The sequence below is a fragment of the Rhodospirillales bacterium genome (assembly GCA_014323865.1).
Taxonomy (GTDB): domain Bacteria; phylum Pseudomonadota; class Alphaproteobacteria; order SP197; family SP197; genus SP197.
Map to the genome: position 1 here is coordinate 42102 of JACONG010000007.1, position 17671 is coordinate 59772.

The following is a 17671-nucleotide window of genomic DNA, read 5'->3' on the forward strand; positions in this document are numbered from 1 at the left end:
CGCCTATCCGACATGCGCCCCGTCCCTGAAGACCTCGCTCACACGATCCGCTTCGATCCCACGGCCGATGACACCGCCGCTGCGATCGGCAATGTCGGGGTCGAGGTGGTTTCGACCGTCACCATGATCGTCTGGGTCGAGACGGCCTGCGGGCAGCTTCTGCATCCCCATTTCGAGGAGGGGGAGGCGAGTGTCGGCACGCGGGTGGCGGTCGATCACGTTGGTGCGGCCTATGTTGGCCGACCGGTCACGGTCCGCGCCGAAGTCACGGGCACGGAGAGGCGCAAGATCAGTTTTGGGGTGCGGCTGGAGCAGGACGGCCGCGAGGTTATGCGCGGCGAGCACATCCGCGCGGTGATCGACCTTGAGCGCTTCCTCGATCGTCAGGCGGAACAGCGCGAACGGTCCGTCGTGCCGTCGGTCACATTCTTCTTCGACGTGCACAGCCCCTGGTCCTATCTCGCGTCGACGCGGATCGACGCGATGGCCCGACGCCACAACGCGCCGGTTATCTGGCGGCCGATCCACCTGCCCAAGCTGATGAAGCGCATCGACGGCATGCGGCCAATGGACCAGACCCCGGCACGGGTCGCCTGGTACGAACAGGACGTTCACGACCGGATGGCCGAACACGGCCTGGCCTATGACCCCCATCCGGACTATCCGCTGCGACCGTCGCGCGCCTTGCGCGCCTGCGTCTACGCTGCCGAACAAGGCTGTGCGTCCGCCTTCGTCCAGGCCGTGATGCGCGGCTACTGGTCCGAACATGCCGACATCACCGATCTCGATTGGCTCCAGGCGGTGGCCGACGCGACCGGCCTCGGCCCACGCGCGATCGCCGAGATCGTCGAGGCTCCGGTCTACAAGCAGGCTGTGGCCGACAACACCGATGAGGCCATCGCCGCGGGCGTGTTCGGCGTTCCGAGCTTCCTGTTCGGTGACAAGCTCTACTTCGGTGCCGATCACATGGATATGCTCGAGGCGGCCATGGCACGTGCCGCGACTGGCTAGAGCATATTCCGTTCAGATTGAATCAATCTGAACGGGTGAATCCGCTCTAGACCTTTCGCGCCAGAAGGACGCTGGCGAGGATGATCATGCCGATGCCGATGGCGACCGGCAGCGTCGGGATATCGCCGAACGCGAGATAGCCCAGCACGACAGCGATCGGCAGCGACGAATACTCGAAGGGTGCCACGAGGCTGGCTTCGCCCTTGCGGTATGCGAGGATGATGAGGGAGTGCGCTGTGCCCGCACTGAGCCCGCCGGCGGCGATCATCAGCCATTCGATGTCCGACACCGGCGCCCAGTGACCGGGGAAGGTCAGAACCGGGATCAGACCCAGCAACATGAAGGCGCAGGTCGTATAGAAGGACGTGACCGGTGCGGGTTCGGTCGTTCCCAGACGGCGGGCGAGGAGTGTCGTGATCGCCAATGCTATCGCACCGCCCACGGCCCAGAGTGCGGCTGGCTGAAACGCCTCGGTTCCCGGCTGCACGATCACCAGTGCGCCCAGGAAGCCCAGGCCGATGGCGATCCAGCGGATCAGCGGCACCGTTTCGCCGAGCAGGACCCGTGCCGCGAGTGCCACCAGGAACGGCGATGAGAAGACGATCGCGGTGGCATCGGCGATGGGCAGCACCTGGATGCACTGAAGGTAGCAGGTGTAGGCCATCGCCATGGAGAAGCCGCGTGCGATCTGCGCGCCGGGCCGCCTTGTCCTCAACTGCCGCCATGTCCGCGTGATCTGCAGGGCGATCAGGACCGGCACGAAGGCAAAGATCGTGCGGCACAGCACGTAGAAGAACGGCGTCTGGTTTTACATGACGATCTTGGCGATGATATCGCCCATGGTGAGAAGGCCGACGCCGGCGATGATGACCGCGATCGCAACTCCGGAACTGTCGTGCTGGTGCGCCTCGTTCGTGCGGCTCATCCGTCGGCTCCGCAGGGGACTGGAAGCCACGTGCGCCCGCTGGCGACACGGATCACGCGCAACCGTTGCGCGGCCGTCGGATGCTGGAAGCAGAGCAGGGGACCATGCAAGGATGACACTCTGCGACGATTGCCGCGGGCGCATCCTGTCAGAGCGGAACCTTCAGCAGCAAGCCGAATTCGCGCGCGAAGTCGACCGACACGCGCGCATGCACGCGGCCCTGCTTGTTGAAGAAGCTGCCGCGCTCGACCGTCGGGAAGATGCCCTCGCCTCGTCGCCGCTGTCGGGATCGACCGGTCGCCGGCCAACGCACGATCTCGACATCATGCCCGTGGGGATCGGTCACCAGCTCGCCGAACTTGCGCAGCGACTCGGGCGTGGCCTCCACGACGGGAACGTCATGGAGCAGCAGGCCCGGCCTGATCCGGGGGTTGAGGTAGTCGGGGGCAGCCTGGATCACAGGCTGAAGCATGGAGGCTCTCAATTCATCTAGATGAATTACCCTGCCTATCACTAGAGCATATCCCGTTCAGATTGTATCAATCTGAACGAGTGAAGATGCTTTGAGTCTTTGGATGCAGAGCGAATTCACGCACTCAGTTGGAACCGCCCGCGATTCCAACTGAGTGCGGCCCACTCTAACACGCAAACGACGATGCTGACATGACATGTGGTCGTGCGGGCACCGGAATCTTGTGAATTTCGGTGAGGCCTAACCTCAGGCGGATTGGTCGAACTGTGCCCGTCTCTTTGTCGCCCACGCGTTGATCAATCGATCGGCTGTCAAGCCCATGAAGGCGACGCACAAGCCGATGACGAGGCCTTTGCCAGCGTCCTGGAAGGTCAGAGCGCGGAAAATCTCTTGGCCGAGGTCGCGGGTGCCGATGAATGCGGCGATGATCACCATGAAGAGCGCAAACATGATCGTCTGATTCACGCCCAGCATGATCTCAGGGAAGGCGAGCGGCAGGCGAACCTTCCAGAGCAATTGGAAGCGGTTGCAGCCCGAGGTCCGTCCGGCCTCCTCAATCTGGCTCGGCACGTTACGCAGACCGAACATGGTGTAGCGGACGGCGGGAATTGTCGCATATATCACGATCGCGGCGATCGCGGCCATATCGCCGACCCGGAACAGCATGATGACGGGAATCAGGTAGATGAAGGACGGGAAGGTCTGGAAGGTGTCGCAGGCGAACTGCACGGCCTTGGCGCGCCATTCCGACCGGGCGGCCCAGATGCCGATCGGAACGCCGATTAGGACGCAGAGCACGACGGCGACGGCGACCATGTAGGCGGTGATCAGCGCGCGTTCCCAGAAGCCCGCGAGCACGATGAACATTATAAAGGCCGAAACCGTCGCGGCGAGGCGCCAGCCCCCCAGAACCCATCCTGCCAGGCCGGTGATTGCAACAACGGCAGGCCATGGCATCCACTGAAATGCCGTTCGGACCGGGATCAGGACGTGGAGCAAGAGACCGTCGCGGACGATCTCGAGCGCATCGAAGAAGTGGACCTGAATGTAATCGACGATGCCGTCCCACAGCGGCGCCGTTGTCACTGCAGCCGAACGCGGCCACTTCACGGCCCAGTCGGTGATCAGCGCCGCACCGATTGAGGCGGCGACAACGCCGAGGGCAGCGCAGATATAAAGGTGGCGCTTCCACCAGGGGCCATTGGGCGCATGCTCGGGCTGACGCTGAGCGAGCGTCTGGCTGAGCCGGTCGAGCGTAATCGCCATCAGCACGATCGCGACGCCGATTTCCAGCGCCTGGCCGATGCGCAGCGACTGCAGGCGGAACAGCAGGTCGTTGCCCAGGCCCTTGGCGCCGATGAACGAGGCGATGACGACCATGGCGAGGCACTGCATGATGACCTGGTTGACGCCGACCATGATGGCGTTGCGCGCTGCCGGGATCTCAACCTTCAGCAGCATCTGGTGTTTCGTGCAGCCGCCCATGACACCGGCCTCGCGCACCTCCGGCAAGACGCCCTTCAGACCGAGCAGGGTGAGACGCGCCATCGGGGGCAGGGCGAACAGGATCGTCGCGATTGCGCCGGCCTTGTGGCTGACGCCGATGAACACCGCGACGGGGATAAGGTACGAGAAGTGCGGCATCGACTGCATCACGTTGAGTAATGGTGTCAGGATGCGTTCGAACCATTGCCTCTTGTAGGCCAGCAGGCCAAGCGCGATGCCGAGCAGGCCGGCGACCGGTGCCGCGACCATGACCAGCGAGAAGGTCAGCATCGACGGCTTCCACTTGCCGAAGACGGCGAAGTAGACAAAGCAGCCGCCCGCCAGCAGCGCCATGCGCCAACCGCCGATCCACCAGCCCAGCACGGCCGCCAGGCCCGCGATCATGACCCAGGGCAGAGGCGGCAGCTTCCAGGGCCTTTTGAAGCCCGAGATCAGGACGCCTTCGGCGAAATCGAGTGGGATCTCGATGGTTTCCGCCATGAAGCGGGTGGTGTCCTTGAATGTAAAGAGACCGAGAATCTCTTCGTTGCTCAGGACTTCGACAATGGCGTTGATCCAGTCGATGAAGGGAACCGTCCACGTTTCGGGCGGAACAATCGCCCAGTCGGGCATAACAGGACGCAGCGTCAGCAACGCAACAAAAGGGAGGAAGACCAGACCGAACTGACCCAGCAGGCGCGCGCGTGCGGCGCCTTCATTGTCATGCTCGACGGTGTCGGCGATGGCCACGATCAGGCACCCGGGGCAAACAATGCGTTGATCACGTTCTTGCGGCTGACGGAACCGACGACGGCGTCGTTCGCACCGATGACGCGGACCGGCTTGTCCTGTTCCAGGATCATCGCGGCGGCATCGGCGATCCGGTCGTTCTCATGGACCGTCTGGTCGGCCGCCTCGCCGTCGGTTGCAGCGTCCATGATCGTGTGGATGCGCAGGATCTTCTCCCGCGGGACGTTCTTGGTGAACTCGGCGACATAGTTGGTTGCGGGCGCGGTCACGATCTCCTCGGGTGTCGCGAGCTGTTGGATCTGACCTTCGAACATGATGGCCACTCGGTCGGCCAGGCGGATGGCTTCGTCGAAATCGTGTGTGATGAAGACAATGGTCTTGTTCAGCATCGACTGCAGGCGAAGGAACTCATCCTGCATTTCATGACGAATCAGGGGGTCGAGTGCGGAAAATGGCTCGTCGAGAAACCAGATATCGGGTTCGACCGCCAGGCTGCGAGCGATGCCGACGCGCTGCTGCTGGCCGCCGGAAAGCTCACGTGGGTAGTAACGTTCACGACCTTTCAGGCCGACCAGTTCGATGATCTCCATCGCCCTTTTCCGGCGGGCGGCTTTGTCGATGCCCTGAACCTCGAGCGGAAACGCGACGTTCTCGATGACCGTGCGATGCGGCAGCAGGGCGAAGTGCTGGAAGACCATGCCCATCTTGTGGCGACGCAGATCGATCATCTCCCTTTCGCTTGCCCGGGCGAGATCCTGGCCGTCGATGAAGACCTCGCCGGCCGTGGGGTCGATCAGGCGTGACAGGCAGCGCACCAGGGTCGACTTGCCCGAGCCGCTGAGTCCCATGATGACGAGGATCTCTCCCGACGAGACATCGAAGGAGGCATCGCGCACGGCCGAGATGTGACCGCTGGCTTTCACCGCATCGGGCGGCGGATTACCACCGTGTTCACGCAATACGCCCGTAGGATCAGGGCCGTAGAGTTTCCAGACTCCACGGCAGGAGATTTCCGCCTCTGACACCGCGCCCCCTTTATGTTTTGTTGGTCGCTGTTCTGCTTACGGCCACGATGCCCCGTGACTCCTCAAGCGTCAAAAAAGAATGATTCCGCCTTGCATTTCTAGTCAAAAGGACGATGATGGTCTAACGCTGCCGTATCAATTCATACCAATCACAATGGTGGCAGTGTGTGCCCGATTCCGAAAGAGGAGTGGGTGCATGGTGTTTTACGCTCACGTCTTGGAGACAAAGGGAGACTGAACCATGCGTATCGTGAAGGGGTTTGCCGCAGTGGCGGCAGGTCTGATGCTTGCTGCGGGAACGGTCAGCGCGGACAGTGACGATCCGATCAAGATTCCGATCCACAACTGGTCGAGTCAGATCGTCGGTTCCTATATTTTGGGCGCTATCTTTGAAGACGCCGGCTACGAAGTCGAGTACATCCCGGCCGACAGCCAGGTGGTCTACACGTCGATGTGCGAAGGCGACATCGACATCGTTCATGAGGTTTGGCAGGGTGCTTTCGGCGTCGCTTTCGAGAAGGTGGTCGACGAGGGCTGCGTGATCGACGCCCAGACCCACGACGCCAAGACCCGTGAAGAGTGGTGGTATCCGGATTACGTCGAGGAGGCCTGCCCGGGTCTGCCCGACTGGCAGGCTCTCAACGGCTGCGCCGAGATGTTCTCCACGCCCGAGACCGCGCCGAGGGGTCGCTTTCTGGCCGGTCCGGTCGACTGGCTCAAGCATGATCAGGAGCGTGTCGACGGCCTCGGTATGAACTTCGAGGTCGTAAATGCCGGTTCGGCTGCCGCTCTGTGGGCCGAACTCGATGCGGCTTCGTCGCGCGGCGAGCCGATCGTGCTGTTCAACTGGACGCCGAACTTCATCGAGGCGGTCTATGATGGCAAGTTCATCGAGTTTCCGGAGTACGGCGAGGGCTGCCTCGACGATCCGTCCTGGGGCATGAACCCGGATGCCACTTACGACTGCGGTAACCCGAAGGGCGGTTATCTCAAGATCGGTGTCTGGGAAGGCTTCCCCGACAACTGGCCCGGTGCCTACGAGATCGTGCAGAAGATCAATTTCTCGAATCTCGACATCGCGGTGATGTCCAAGCTCGCCGACATCGACGGTATGGAGCCCGAAGAGGCTGCTGAGCAGTGGCTCGCCGACAACGAAGATACCTGGCGCGGTTGGATTGGTGCCGGTTCCTGATCTTCGTTTTTGAGTGATCTCAAGGGGTCGTCCGGCATCGGGCGGCCCCTTTTCTCGTTCTTGCATTTGATGTCTTTGTGAGTAGAGGCTTTTCCAAGGTGCGCGAGTCTGCGGGCCAACAATATCGATGAGGAGGCTAGTGATGAGCGACAAACAGCTGAACTGGATGGTTGAAGAGGTCAAGGTCGGCAAGATAGACCGGCGCGAGTTCATCGGCCGTGCCGGTGCCCTAGGCGTCACCGCGACGGTCGCAACCGGCATGCTGACCACCGCCGGTGTCGCAGAGACACCGATCAAGGGCGGCGAAGTCAATGTCGCCGGCGAATACACGGGTGCCGAAGAAACCTTCGACCCGACCAAGATGACCAACAATACCGACATTCAGCGCGCCTATCAGGTCTACAACCGGCTGACCAATCTCGACCGCGACATGAATGTTGTGCCCAACCTGGCAGTCGAGTGGGAAGCGGCCAATCAGGCCAGTGAATGGACCTTTGTGCTGCGTGATGGCGTCGAGTTCCACAACGGCAAGACGCTGACCGCCGACGACGTGATCTATTCGCTCAACGAGCACATTAAGGAAGGTTCGGAATCGCCGGCGAAGCCGCTTCTCGAACCGATCATCGACATGCAGTCCGATGGTCCCGACGTGGTGAAGATAACGTTGAACTCCGGCAATGCGGACTTGCCGGTCACGCTGGCGCACGACTTTCACATGTCCATCGTTCCGGAAGGCTGGGTCGACGGTGACGTGGTGGTCGGCACCGGCCCCTACAAGCTGACTGAGTTCACACCGGGCCTTGCGTCGGTCGCTGAGAAGTTCGGCAACTACTGGAACGAGAACGCGGGCCACGTCGACGCGTTCATCACCCAGGGCATCCCCGACAACGCCGCCCGTTCAAGCGCGTTGCGTGCTGGCGACATCGACATCGGTCCCAGCGTCGAGCCGCGCGTCGCCTCGCTCCTGGAGCAGTCGTCCGACGTCAAGGTTCACTCCACGCCGTCGGGCTCCTGGATGGCCTGGATCATGGCAACCAACCGGGCGCCGACCGACGACAATAATCTGCGCCTTGCGATGAAGCACTGCGTCGACCGCGATTTCCTAGTCGAGAACGTGCTGCTTGGCCACGGCAAGGTCGGCAACGATTTCCCGGTCAATCCGGGTCTGCCGACCTATTCCAACGACATCCCACAGCACAACTACGATCCCGAGAAGGCCAAGTGGTACTGGGACAAGGCCGGACTCAGCTCGATCAAGCTGGCCGTTTCGAACGCGGGTCATGCCAATGCGATCGATGCCAGCATCATCCTTCAGGAGAACGCCCGTGAAGCCGGGATCGACATCGCGCTCAATCGCGTGCCCGATGACGGCTACTGGAGCCACACTTGGATGCAGGTGCCGTTCTGCGTGACCGGCTGGAACTCGCGTCCGACGGCCGATGCCATCCTCACGATTGCGCTGGCCTGCGGCGGCTCGTGGAACGAGACCTTCTGGTGCAACGAGCGCTTCGACGAACTGCTCGTCATGGGCCGTCTGGAGACGGACCTCGCAAAGCGTCAGGAGATCTACCATGAGGCGTGCACCATCCTGCACGACGAGGGTGGGGTCTTCCTGCCGTTCTTCTCGAACTACATCGAGGCCACGACCTCACGAATCCAGAACTATCACGGCAGTTCCGCGTTCTCGATGGGTGCGGGCTGGCCCTACGAAGAGGTTTGGATTGACGATTCGATGGCCTGATCGTTTGATAGAATTTTTGAATGGTGCCGGCGGGGTTTCCCGCCGGCGCTTTATCTTTCGCGCTCATGGATGTGATATGCGCAGGCAGACCAAGGGGAGCAGCTCGACATGGCACGACGCGCGAAGAACAGACAGGCCGCCGGCCGCCGCCGCAGCGAGAGCCCTGAGCGCAAGGTGCCGCAACTCCCTTGGACCGTAGTACGCAATCCCTATCCGCCCATGGAAATCGCCAGCGCCGACGAGATCGAGGCGGTGCACGACGGCTCCATGCGCGTCCTGGAGGAGATTGGCGTCAACATTCTGCTTGATGAGGCGCGCGATGTCCTGAAAGGGGCCGGTGTTGCCGTGACGCCGGGTGAGACGCGGGTGCGTTTCGACCGTGGCTTCATTGAGGAAGCCGTCGCCAAGGCGCCCTCGCAGTACACGATCCACGCACGCAATCCGGAACGCAGCCGGGTGCTGGGTGGCAACCACGTCAACTTCTTCCCCGTGGCCGGCAACCCCAACATCTCCGACATCGAGGGCGGCCGCCGGGCGGGCAATCTGAAGGACTATCGTGATCTGCTGCGCCTGGCCCAGGTCATCAATGCGGTGCACGGCTGCACGCCAATGCTGGAACCGATCGATGTGGAACCCAACATCCGTTATCTCGACATCGTCGGCGAACAGTTCCTGATCACCGACAAGGTCGCCTTCGGTTACTCGCTCGGCCGTCGCAAGATCCTGGATGCCATCGAGATGGTGCGCATCGCGCGTGGTGTCGACGAAATGACGCTTCTCACCGAACCCAGCATCTGGACAGTGGTGAACTGCAACTCTCCACTCCAGCTAGATATCCCGATGATGCTGGGCATGATCGAGATGTCGCGGCGCAACCAGGTGGTCGTGGTCACGCCGTTCACGCTGGCAGGCGCGATGGCGCCGGTCTCGATGGCTGGCGCGCTGACCCAGCAGAACGCCGAGGCCCTGGCTGGCATCGCCTTCTGCCAGACGGTCAATCCCGGTGCGCCGATGGTCTATGGCGGATTCACTTCGAACGTCGATATGAAATCGGGTGCGCCCGCGTTCGGGACGCCCGAGTATGTGAAGGCGGTGCTGGCCGGAGCGCAGCTCGCACGGCGCTACGGCATCCCGTACCGCTCGTCGAACGTGAACGCTTCGAACTGGCCCGACGCCCAGGCGACCTATGAAGGTGCGATGTCGCTCTGGGCGACGGTCATGGGCCACACCCACATGATCATGCACAGCTTCGGCTGGCTCGAGGGCGGTCTGCGCGCGTCCTTCGAGAAGATCGTGATCGATCTCGAGATGGTCCAGACGCTGATGAAGGCGTTGGAGCCGCTCGATTTCTCCGAGCCTGAGCTCGGCATCGAAGCCATGCGCGATGTCGGTCCCGGCGGTCACTACTTCGGCACCCAGCACACCCTCGACCGCTATGAGTCAGCCTTCTACGAGCCCGTTCTGTCGGATTGGCGCAATTGGGAAACCTGGAGGGAAGACGGCGCACTCGACGCCACCCAACGCGCCCACAAGGTCTACAAGCAGCTGCTTGCCGAATATGAGGAGCCGGCCATGGATCCAGCGATCCGCGAGGAACTGACGGCCTTCATCGCCCGGCGCAAGTCCGAGGGCGGTGCGACGGCGGACGACTGAACGCGGGGGCCACCAGATGGACTGTGCCGCGCACGGTCCGTTCTCCGACATCGACGAGCGCGTCCGCCTGTTCGATGACCTGCTGTCCCTGATCACGTCGGCGGCCTTCACGACGGCACCCCGCCGGTGGTGTTCTGACAGCAGTCACGCGCGACACTTCCGGTCGCCGAGCGGCAGGCGGCGATTGTTGCAGTCGATCCCCGCCCGTTGACGGTGAAGCGATCTCTTCGATCGCGCGGTCGGCACATGGCGCGACTTTTCCCTCATGCTCACGGCGATGCTGTGACACCAGGGCAGGCCTGCGCGGGTGCGCCGCGGATTTGCCGACTACTTCGTTGCCGATCACTTCGAGGACCATTGGGGCTGCGGGTACTGGAACGAGGGGTAGGGATGCTGGGCCATGGCCGATGCACAGCTTGATGACGTGCATCGGCAGGTCTATGGGATCGCGTTCGAACCGCGCGGCCTCGTTCAGGAAGACATCCGCCGTGGACGCCTTGCCGCACCGTTCTCCCTGACGCTGGAACTCGACTGCCGCGTCTATTTCGTATGCCTGCCGCACGCCCTGGAACGGCCGCCGGTTGCGGCTTTCCGTGATTGGGCGCGGGCACAGGCCGTCGCGACGATGCTGCCTCCCGAAGACATCGTGCTGTCACAGGGTCCGGGGAACCGGGCCAGATAGGCTTCAGCACGCGGCATCGCATCGTGCAGAAACCGGTCGGGCTGCCGCAGCCACAGACCGTCGCAGGTGCGCGAGAGCGGTTCCGAGACCATAACCGCGCGGGGCAGGGCACGGATCGTTCCGTCCCAAACGGGGTGGCGGCGCCGCGCCCGAGCCCAATAGCGATCCATGAAGAACCAGCAGTCGCTGTAGCCGTGGTAGTCGAACACCCTGTCGCCGAAGCTCACGACGATGTTGATTGCCGGTAAAGCTGTTGATGGGACGGATCCAGAGTGCCTCCATCTCGCCACCGGTCGTGCCGTTCCAGAAAGGCGTAGGCTAGGATGTGGCAGGCGCAGCAGACGAAAAACACCCGATCGGGCAGGGCCCAGCGCTTGTGCTGATCGCGCTTGCTGTGGCCGGGCGTGCGTGGCTGGTACACCGGCGCACTCGGTCCCAGGTCGCGGTTGCTTCCTGCATGTCGCCGCGGTCGAGAAGGCAGCCGCTCACCAGGAACCATGCCAGGCCCAGTTGCCGGAAAGCGTGATTGGGCACGATTTCGGTCGGCTCGATCGTCATGTCCGGTTCCTCGCCCAGGACGACGCGGGCGAGCTGGATGCCGAACATGGAACACATTGCAACGCCGTGGCTGTTGAAGACCATACCGGCATGAACGTTCTCGGCCAGCTTGAAGAGGCACGGCGTGTGGTCTGTCGTGATGGCGACCTGGCCGTCCCACTTGAATTGCCAGCCGATGCCGTACAGCGCCGGGTAGATCTCGGCGGCCGTCTTCTTGAGGTGTTCGACGGAAACGGGTTCGCTGAGGTTCGTGAAATTGCCCCCACCCATTGATGACGAAGTGGTTGTCGCGGTCGAGTTGGAAGTAGTGCAACGCCCGGCGGGTCTCAGCGACGGCATGGCGGCCGAGCAGCACATGGGCGAGCTGTGTCTCGTTCAGGGGGTCGGTCGCCGATGGAAACGACGGTTTTTGAGATCGGGCCACGAACGGTCTGTGTAGCCGTTGGTACATAGCGGCACGTGCTCGGCCGCCACCTCGCCGCCCTCGGCGACCAATCGCTAGCCCTTGCCCTCCTGATGGATGCTGGTCGCACGGGTTCGACCGTATACCATGGCACCTTTCTCAAGGGCGGTGTGCGCCATGCCGCGAGTGTAGTACAGCGGCTGCAGGTGACCGCTTCGGGGCTCCCGCATGCCGGGATGATAGAAATCGGTGCCGATCATGTCCCTGAGGCCTTGGTGGTCGTAACGTTCGACCGTCACACCCAACTCGCCCCATTCCCTGACCCAGGATTCGAGGAACGTATTGCCGAAGCCCGCGTGAACGAAACCGGGGCGTTCGTGGTCGCAGACGACGCCGTGCCGTTCTATCAGGCCGAAGATGAGATCGGTTGCCTTGTCGAGCACGGCGGCACCCCGGTTGCTGCCGTACTTCGCCGGGATCTCCGACGGCAGCATGCGCCAGCCCGGATTGACCTGCCCGCTGTCGCGGCCGTATGTGCCCCCAGCCGGGTTCGTCCGCCTCCAGCACGATGACCGACTTGCCGAGTTCCGAAACAATGGAGCGCCGCCCTCAGACTGGTGAAGCCGCCGCCCACGATGACGACGGCGGCCTCCTCACTTTCCGCCATGGGTTAGGCATCTCGGCGGCAGGTGCGGCGCTTGCGGCCCAGACGCTGTCGGGCATGGACATGTTGGCGGTCCCAAAGCTATGGCTGAGTCTAGTCTCTGCTTTCGACCGAGAGCCAGCCGCTGTTGCCGTGGAGCACCGATGACCAAGCAGCCCAACATCCTCTTCCTCATGATGGACCAGCTCGCCCCGCAGGTGCTCAAGCCCTATGGCGGCACGGTCTGCCGCACGCCGAATCTCGAGAGGTTGGCGGCCGAGGGCGTCGTCTTCGAGAATGCCTACTGCAACTACCCGGTCTGTGCGCCAGCGCGGTACAGCCTGATGTCGGGCCGCCTGCCGTCGCGTGTTGGTTCCTACGACAACGCGAACACGCTGTCGTCGGAGGTGCCGACCTTTGCGCACTACCTGCGCATGATGGGCTATCACACGTGTCTGTCGGGCAAGATGCACTTTGTCGGCCCCGACCAGCTCCACGGCTTCGAAGACCGCGTCACGACCGACGTCTATCCTGCCAACTTCCTGTGGACTACGGACTGGACCCTCGGCCCGACCTATTGGGAGCCCTGGTACCACTCCATGCGCGCCCTGCTGGACGCAGGTCCGTGGCGGCGCAGCGTGAACGTGAAGTACGACGAGGAGGTCACGGTCGAGGCCTGCCGCTGGCTGCACGACCATGCCGACCGTGGCGACGACAGTCCCTTCTTTCTCGCTACCAGCTTTATCAGCCCGCACGATCCCTATCTCGCGCCGCCGAACCACTGGGACCTCTATACCGACGACGAGATCGACGAGCCCCGGGTCGGCGACATCCCGCTTGATGAGCGCGATCCTCACAGTCGTCGTCTCTATTACACGATCGGTCGTCATATGGACGAGGTCGGGCTGGACGATGTCCGCAGGGCGCGGCGGGCCTACTATGCGGTGGTGACCTGGCTCGACGAGCGCATCGGCCGCGTGCTCGAAACGCTCGAGGCGATCGGCGAGAGGGGCAATACCATCATCGTTGTCTCGGGCGACCACGGCGATATGCTTGGCGAGCGCGGCATGTGGTTCAAGATGAGCTTCCACGAGTGGTCGGCGCGGATCCCGATGATCGTGCACGCGCCCGGTACCTACGGCGCCCGACGGGTCAGGGAGAATGTCTCGCTGCTCGATCTCTTCCCCACGTTCCTGGAGTGGGCGAACGACGGTGCGATGCCCGAGCTTTTTTCGCCGATCGACGGCGGCAGCATGGCCGGCCTGGCAAGCGGTAACACTGACGGCTGGGCCGATACCGCCTACAGCGAGTACTGCGGCGAGGGTGCGGAATCGCCCCTGCTGATGGTCCGCCGTGGCCGCTGGAAGTACGTCCACTGCGATGACGACCCGCCACTGCTTTATGACCTCGAAGACGATCCCGACGAGCTAACCAACCGTGCGGGCTCCGTGGACGTGGCTGATGCTGAAGCCGAACTCAAGGCCGAGATCCATCGTCAGTGGGACACGGCAGACCTGAAGGAGCGGGTGATCGCGAGCCAGCGCGCCCGTACCTTCCTCGAGAAGGCGTTGTCTGTCGGCAAAAACGATCCGTGGGACTGGCAGCCGATGCGTGATGCCTCGCGTGAGTATGTCCGTGACGAGGGCGACATCCAGGGCATCTACGACACGAGCTGGAGCGACCAGAAACGCTGACGCGAAAAGGGGCGGACATGGCGGGCTACGACTACATCGTCGTCGGTGCGGGATCGGGCGGCGGATCGCTGGCGGCCCGTCTGAGCGAGGAACCGGACGTCCGCGTGCTTCTGCTCGAGGCGGGCGGTTCCACCGATCACTGGTCGATCCGCATGCCGGCCGGCTTCGGCATGCATTTCCTCGGCGGACCCTACAACTGGTCCTATCGCTCGGTGCCGCAGAAGAAACTGGCCGGCCGCAAGATCTATCAGCCGCGTGGCAAGGGGCTGGGTGGCTCGTCGGCGATCAACGGCATGGCCTACATCAGGGGTCACGCGCGCGACTTCGAGCGCTGGGAAGAAGAGGGTGCGCAATGCTGGGGTTATGCCGACGTGCTGCCCTACTTCAAGCGCTGCGAATCCAATGTGCGCGGCGAGACGCCGTGGCATGGCGGCGACGGCCCCGTGGCCACGAAGACCTTCGGCATTCGCATGGACCTCAACCGGGCCTTCGTTGAGGCCGGCGAACAGGCGGGCTTTTCCCGAACCAACGACGTCAACGGCTACCAGCAGGAGGGCTTCGGGTCGTTCGACCAGAATATCGACGGCGGTCAGCGGGCCAGCACGTGGCATGCCTACCTCAAGCCGGTCAAAGGCCGACCCAACCTGACGATCCGCACCGGCGCGGAAACCCACCGCATCGTGATTGAGGGCAAGCGGGCTGTCGGCGTGTTACTCGGCACCGGCGAGACCATCCGTGCGGAACGCGAGGTCATCATTGCGGCCGGTGCGTTCTCGTCGCCCCATCTCCTGATGCTGTCGGGCATCGGACCCGCCGATCACCTGCGCGAGCACGGCATTGAGGTCGTGCACGATCTGCCGGGTGTCGGCGGGAACTTGCAGGATCATCTCGAGCTTCACGTTCAGTGGGGCGCGGAGATCGGTCACACCCTGAACAGGATCGCGGCCAGCCCGCTGCGCAAGGTGGCGGCGGGTGTCCAGTGGTTCCTGACCCAGGACGGACCCTGCGCCACGAATTTCGTCGAGGTCGGCGCCTTCACCCGCTCGACGCCCGACAAGCCGCATCCTGACATCCAGTACCATTTCTTCCCATTCCTGCTGGACGGCTGGGGTGCCAGCACCAAACGCGGCGGCTTCTGCACATGCGTCGGCACGCTGCGGGAGCACAGCCGGGGGACCGTCAGGCTTGCTTCGGCCGATCCGGGGGAGCGGCCGCTCATCGACTTCAACTTCCTCGACGACCCGCGCGATCTCGAAGACCTGCGCGCCTGTATCCAGCAGGCCCGTGACGTGGTCAGCCAACCGGCGATGGATGACTTCCGTGGTGCCGAAGTCGATCCCTGGGCATCAGCCAAGAGCAAAGATGCGATCGATCAGCTCATTCGCGAGACTGCCGAGAGCGCCTATCACCCCTGCGGCACCTGCAAGATGGGTACAGATGCCTTGGCCGTGGTCGATCCCGAATGCCGGGTTTGCGGCATCGAAGGCCTGCGCGTGACCGATAGCTCGATCATGCCTTCGATCACCAGCGGCAATCTCAATGCGCCGACCATGATGATCGGCGAGAAGGCGGCCGATCTCATTCTCGGTCGTGATCCCCTGCCGCCGTCGAACGCGGGATTTGCCGGCGCAGCGTCAGAGTTCCCGATCCCGGTGCCCTGACTTACACTCGGAGCTTGTGAGCGCGAGGCTTCGGTGACATGCCGGGGATCGGTTCGTCTAACCGTTACGACGTCATCAACAGAAAGAACCAATCGTCGGGCTTTCTGTTCCTCCTTCTGCTGTTCGGCATCGGGCTGATCGTGGCCCGCATCTTGCTGCGATCAGACTCTCGGCGCCTGCAAGAACTTGTTCGGGGATGTCGGCGAAGCGCTGGAGCGCGAGGTCGACAAAGTTGTCAGTCAGACGATGCCCGAAGGGCTGACCCTGGAGCAGGAGGAGGTCGAGGCGTCGTTCTACGAAGCCGTTGATCGTGGCGACCTCCAGGCGGCTGTCTCCCATGCCGCCGACTACATCGCACTGTGGCCGAGGGACTACCATGGCTACGATCTACGAGACTATGCCAATTGGTCGCGTGACAACTGCAAGGAGGCTGCAGTCGACTTCGGAGGCACCATAGCCTGTAATCGGGATGACCAGTATGCCTAACACGCTCGCGCCTTCTGTCAGGAATTTCTTGGGTAATGGCTGCTTGCACGGAGTGATGCGGGTAGGGCTTACGAGCTTGCAACGCAGGATAGCGGCGTGCTTGCTGCGGTGTTGCTGCGAAGCTGGCTTGCCTTCTCTGACGGCGAATTTGGGGACGCGTCATCTGATTTCGCGTCGTTTGCCTCGTTTGACGAAGCCGCCAACACCAACGCCCTTGTCGCATGGTGGCTCACCGGGGCGATGGCAGGTCATTGAGACGACAGCATGCTCGCTGAGGACTTTCGTGACACGTTTGTCTCGGACACTTTCGGTGACCTCACGCTTGACCTGTTTGCCGGCGCGTTGACACCTGCGATGTACCGAGAGGTCGTCGGTGATAATCCGATCGGCGCCTTCTATCCCGGTTACAAGCATTTCATCGATCTAGATCTCGACGCGTCACAGGCGGCGTGACGAGTTCAAGCGGTTGCTGGAAGAGCACGAGCGGTTCGAGAGTTTCGAATCCGAGATTTTCGCCCAAAAACGAGGTCGATGACGGTACGGTTCGGCCGCGTGTGGATGCGTGACGGGTGCGCCAGATCGTGCTCAACCTGCTGTCCAATGCGGTCAAGTCCTCACGCGAAGAAGGCATGTCCGTGTCAGTGTGAATGCCGATGCCGTCGGCACGCTGATGATCATCGAAGACCGCGGCGTCGGCATGACCGCCGAGGAGCTTGAGACCGCATTCGAACCCTTCGTCCAGTTCGGCAGTGCGGGGCGCACGCGGAAGGGGACCGGCCTCGGGTTGCCGCTGACCAAGCAGTTGGTCGAACTGCACGGCGGTTCGCTGACGCTGGAGAGCACAGCAGGAGAGGGGACCCGGGCTGCGGTGCGCTTTCCCGCGAATCGCGTGGTGGCCTGACACACCGGTTTCGTGCGTCTGGACGGTTTGGTCCCTTGATCACGCGGGCATCTCACGACAACCTGCCGCTTGCCGCCGCTTGCCGCCGCTTGCCGCCGCTTGGACCGCAGGTCGCCCGACCCGAATCGTTCCAGGCACCCTGCTTGAACGATCTGGAGCACCGGTTGTCCGACGAACGCCGACGCCTCGAACGCCGCATCGCGGAGATGCCGCCGATCGCCGACGAGGTGGTCACCACCACCTGCTACATGTGCGCCTGCCGCTGTGGCATCCGCGTTCACAAGAAGGACGGTGAGCCGGTCTACATCGACGGCAACAGCGACCATCCCGTCAACAAGGGCGTGTTGTGCGCCAAGGGGGCGGCGGGCCTGATGAACCATCGCTCGCCG

The 17671-nt window shown here is 62.9% G+C and carries 18 protein-coding genes; 12 read left to right on the plus strand and 6 right to left on the minus strand.

Annotated features, from left to right (window positions below; all coding sequences use genetic code 11):
* The first annotated feature begins 12 nt into the window (after positions 1-12).
* Positions 13-1011, plus strand: coding sequence for a DsbA family protein (locus GDA49_03815; GenBank protein MBC6439535.1), 999 nt, complete (start codon positions 13-15; stop codon positions 1009-1011).
* Between the two features lie 46 nt (positions 1012-1057).
* Here GDA49_03815 and GDA49_03820 read toward each other — a convergent pair whose 3' ends face one another.
* The 4 genes from GDA49_03820 to GDA49_03835 all read right to left on the minus strand — a co-directional run bounded on the left by GDA49_03820 (position 1058) and on the right by GDA49_03835 (position 5668).
* A complete protein-coding gene (locus GDA49_03820; protein MBC6439536.1) occupies positions 1058-1798 on the minus strand; it encodes a DMT family transporter in 741 nt (246 codons plus the stop codon).
* 286 nt (positions 1799-2084) lie between these two features.
* Positions 2085-2408 (minus strand): hypothetical protein, encoded by a 324-nt coding sequence (locus GDA49_03825; protein ID MBC6439537.1) that lies wholly within the window; start codon positions 2406-2408, stop codon positions 2085-2087.
* 246 nt (positions 2409-2654) lie between these two features.
* Complete coding sequence (locus tag GDA49_03830; protein ID MBC6439538.1) at positions 2655-4526, minus strand: ABC transporter permease subunit; 1872 nt, start codon at positions 4524-4526, stop codon at positions 2655-2657.
* Positions 4527-4645: 119 nt separating this feature from the next.
* A complete protein-coding gene (locus GDA49_03835; protein ID MBC6439539.1) occupies positions 4646-5668 on the minus strand; it encodes a glycine betaine/L-proline ABC transporter ATP-binding protein in 1023 nt (340 codons plus the stop codon).
* Between the two features lie 241 nt (positions 5669-5909).
* Between GDA49_03835 and GDA49_03840 the strand changes: the two genes are divergently transcribed.
* The 4 genes from GDA49_03840 (at position 5910) to GDA49_03855 (ending at position 10936) form a co-directional block, all read left to right on the plus strand.
* On the plus strand, positions 5910-6860 hold the full coding sequence (locus GDA49_03840; protein ID MBC6439540.1) for an ABC transporter substrate-binding protein: 951 nt from the start codon (positions 5910-5912) through the stop codon (positions 6858-6860).
* A 142-nt stretch (positions 6861-7002) separates the two neighbouring features.
* A complete protein-coding gene (locus GDA49_03845) occupies positions 7003-8601 on the plus strand; it encodes an ABC transporter substrate-binding protein (protein MBC6439541.1) in 1599 nt (532 codons plus the stop codon).
* Positions 8602-8709: 108 nt separating this feature from the next.
* Complete coding sequence (locus tag GDA49_03850; protein MBC6439542.1) at positions 8710-10254, plus strand: trimethylamine methyltransferase family protein; 1545 nt, start codon at positions 8710-8712, stop codon at positions 10252-10254.
* Between the two features lie 400 nt (positions 10255-10654).
* Complete coding sequence (locus GDA49_03855; protein ID MBC6439543.1) at positions 10655-10936, plus strand: hypothetical protein; 282 nt, start codon at positions 10655-10657, stop codon at positions 10934-10936.
* A 318-nt stretch (positions 10937-11254) separates the two neighbouring features.
* On the opposite strand, the gene GDA49_03860 is transcribed toward GDA49_03855, so the two are convergent.
* Positions 11255-11764, minus strand: a complete 510-nt coding sequence (locus GDA49_03860) for an FAD-binding oxidoreductase (GenBank protein ID MBC6439544.1) — start codon at positions 11762-11764, stop codon at positions 11255-11257.
* Positions 11765-11992: 228 nt separating this feature from the next.
* The gene (locus GDA49_03865) at positions 11993-12493 is read right to left on the minus strand and encodes an FAD-binding oxidoreductase (protein MBC6439545.1); all 501 of its coding nucleotides are present in this window, start codon (positions 12491-12493) and stop codon (positions 11993-11995) included.
* Positions 12494-12704: 211 nt separating this feature from the next.
* Here GDA49_03865 and betC point away from each other — a divergent pair, with 211 nt between their 5' ends.
* The 7 genes from betC to GDA49_03900 form a co-directional block, all read left to right on the plus strand.
* Positions 12705-14234 carry a choline-sulfatase gene (gene betC / locus GDA49_03870; GenBank protein ID MBC6439546.1) on the plus strand — a complete coding sequence of 510 codons (1530 nt, stop codon included), beginning with the start codon at positions 12705-12707 and terminating at the stop codon, positions 14232-14234.
* A 17-nt stretch (positions 14235-14251) separates the two neighbouring features.
* Positions 14252-15895, plus strand: a complete 1644-nt coding sequence (locus tag GDA49_03875) for a choline dehydrogenase (GenBank protein MBC6439547.1) — start codon at positions 14252-14254, stop codon at positions 15893-15895.
* A gap of 186 nt (positions 15896-16081) precedes the next feature.
* Positions 16082-16381 (plus strand): hypothetical protein, encoded by a 300-nt coding sequence (locus GDA49_03880; GenBank protein ID MBC6439548.1) that lies wholly within the window; start codon positions 16082-16084, stop codon positions 16379-16381.
* Between the two features lie 96 nt (positions 16382-16477).
* Positions 16478-16636: a hypothetical protein gene (locus tag GDA49_03885; GenBank protein ID MBC6439549.1), complete on the plus strand. Its 159-nt coding sequence runs from the start codon at positions 16478-16480 to the stop codon at positions 16634-16636.
* Between the two features lie 9 nt (positions 16637-16645).
* Complete coding sequence (locus GDA49_03890; protein MBC6439550.1) at positions 16646-16834, plus strand: hypothetical protein; 189 nt, start codon at positions 16646-16648, stop codon at positions 16832-16834.
* Between the two features lie 190 nt (positions 16835-17024).
* Complete coding sequence (locus GDA49_03895; protein ID MBC6439551.1) at positions 17025-17282, plus strand: ATP-binding protein; 258 nt, start codon at positions 17025-17027, stop codon at positions 17280-17282.
* A 206-nt stretch (positions 17283-17488) separates the two neighbouring features.
* A partial coding sequence (locus GDA49_03900; GenBank protein MBC6439552.1) for a hypothetical protein occupies positions 17489-17671 on the plus strand: 183 nt, incomplete at its 3' end.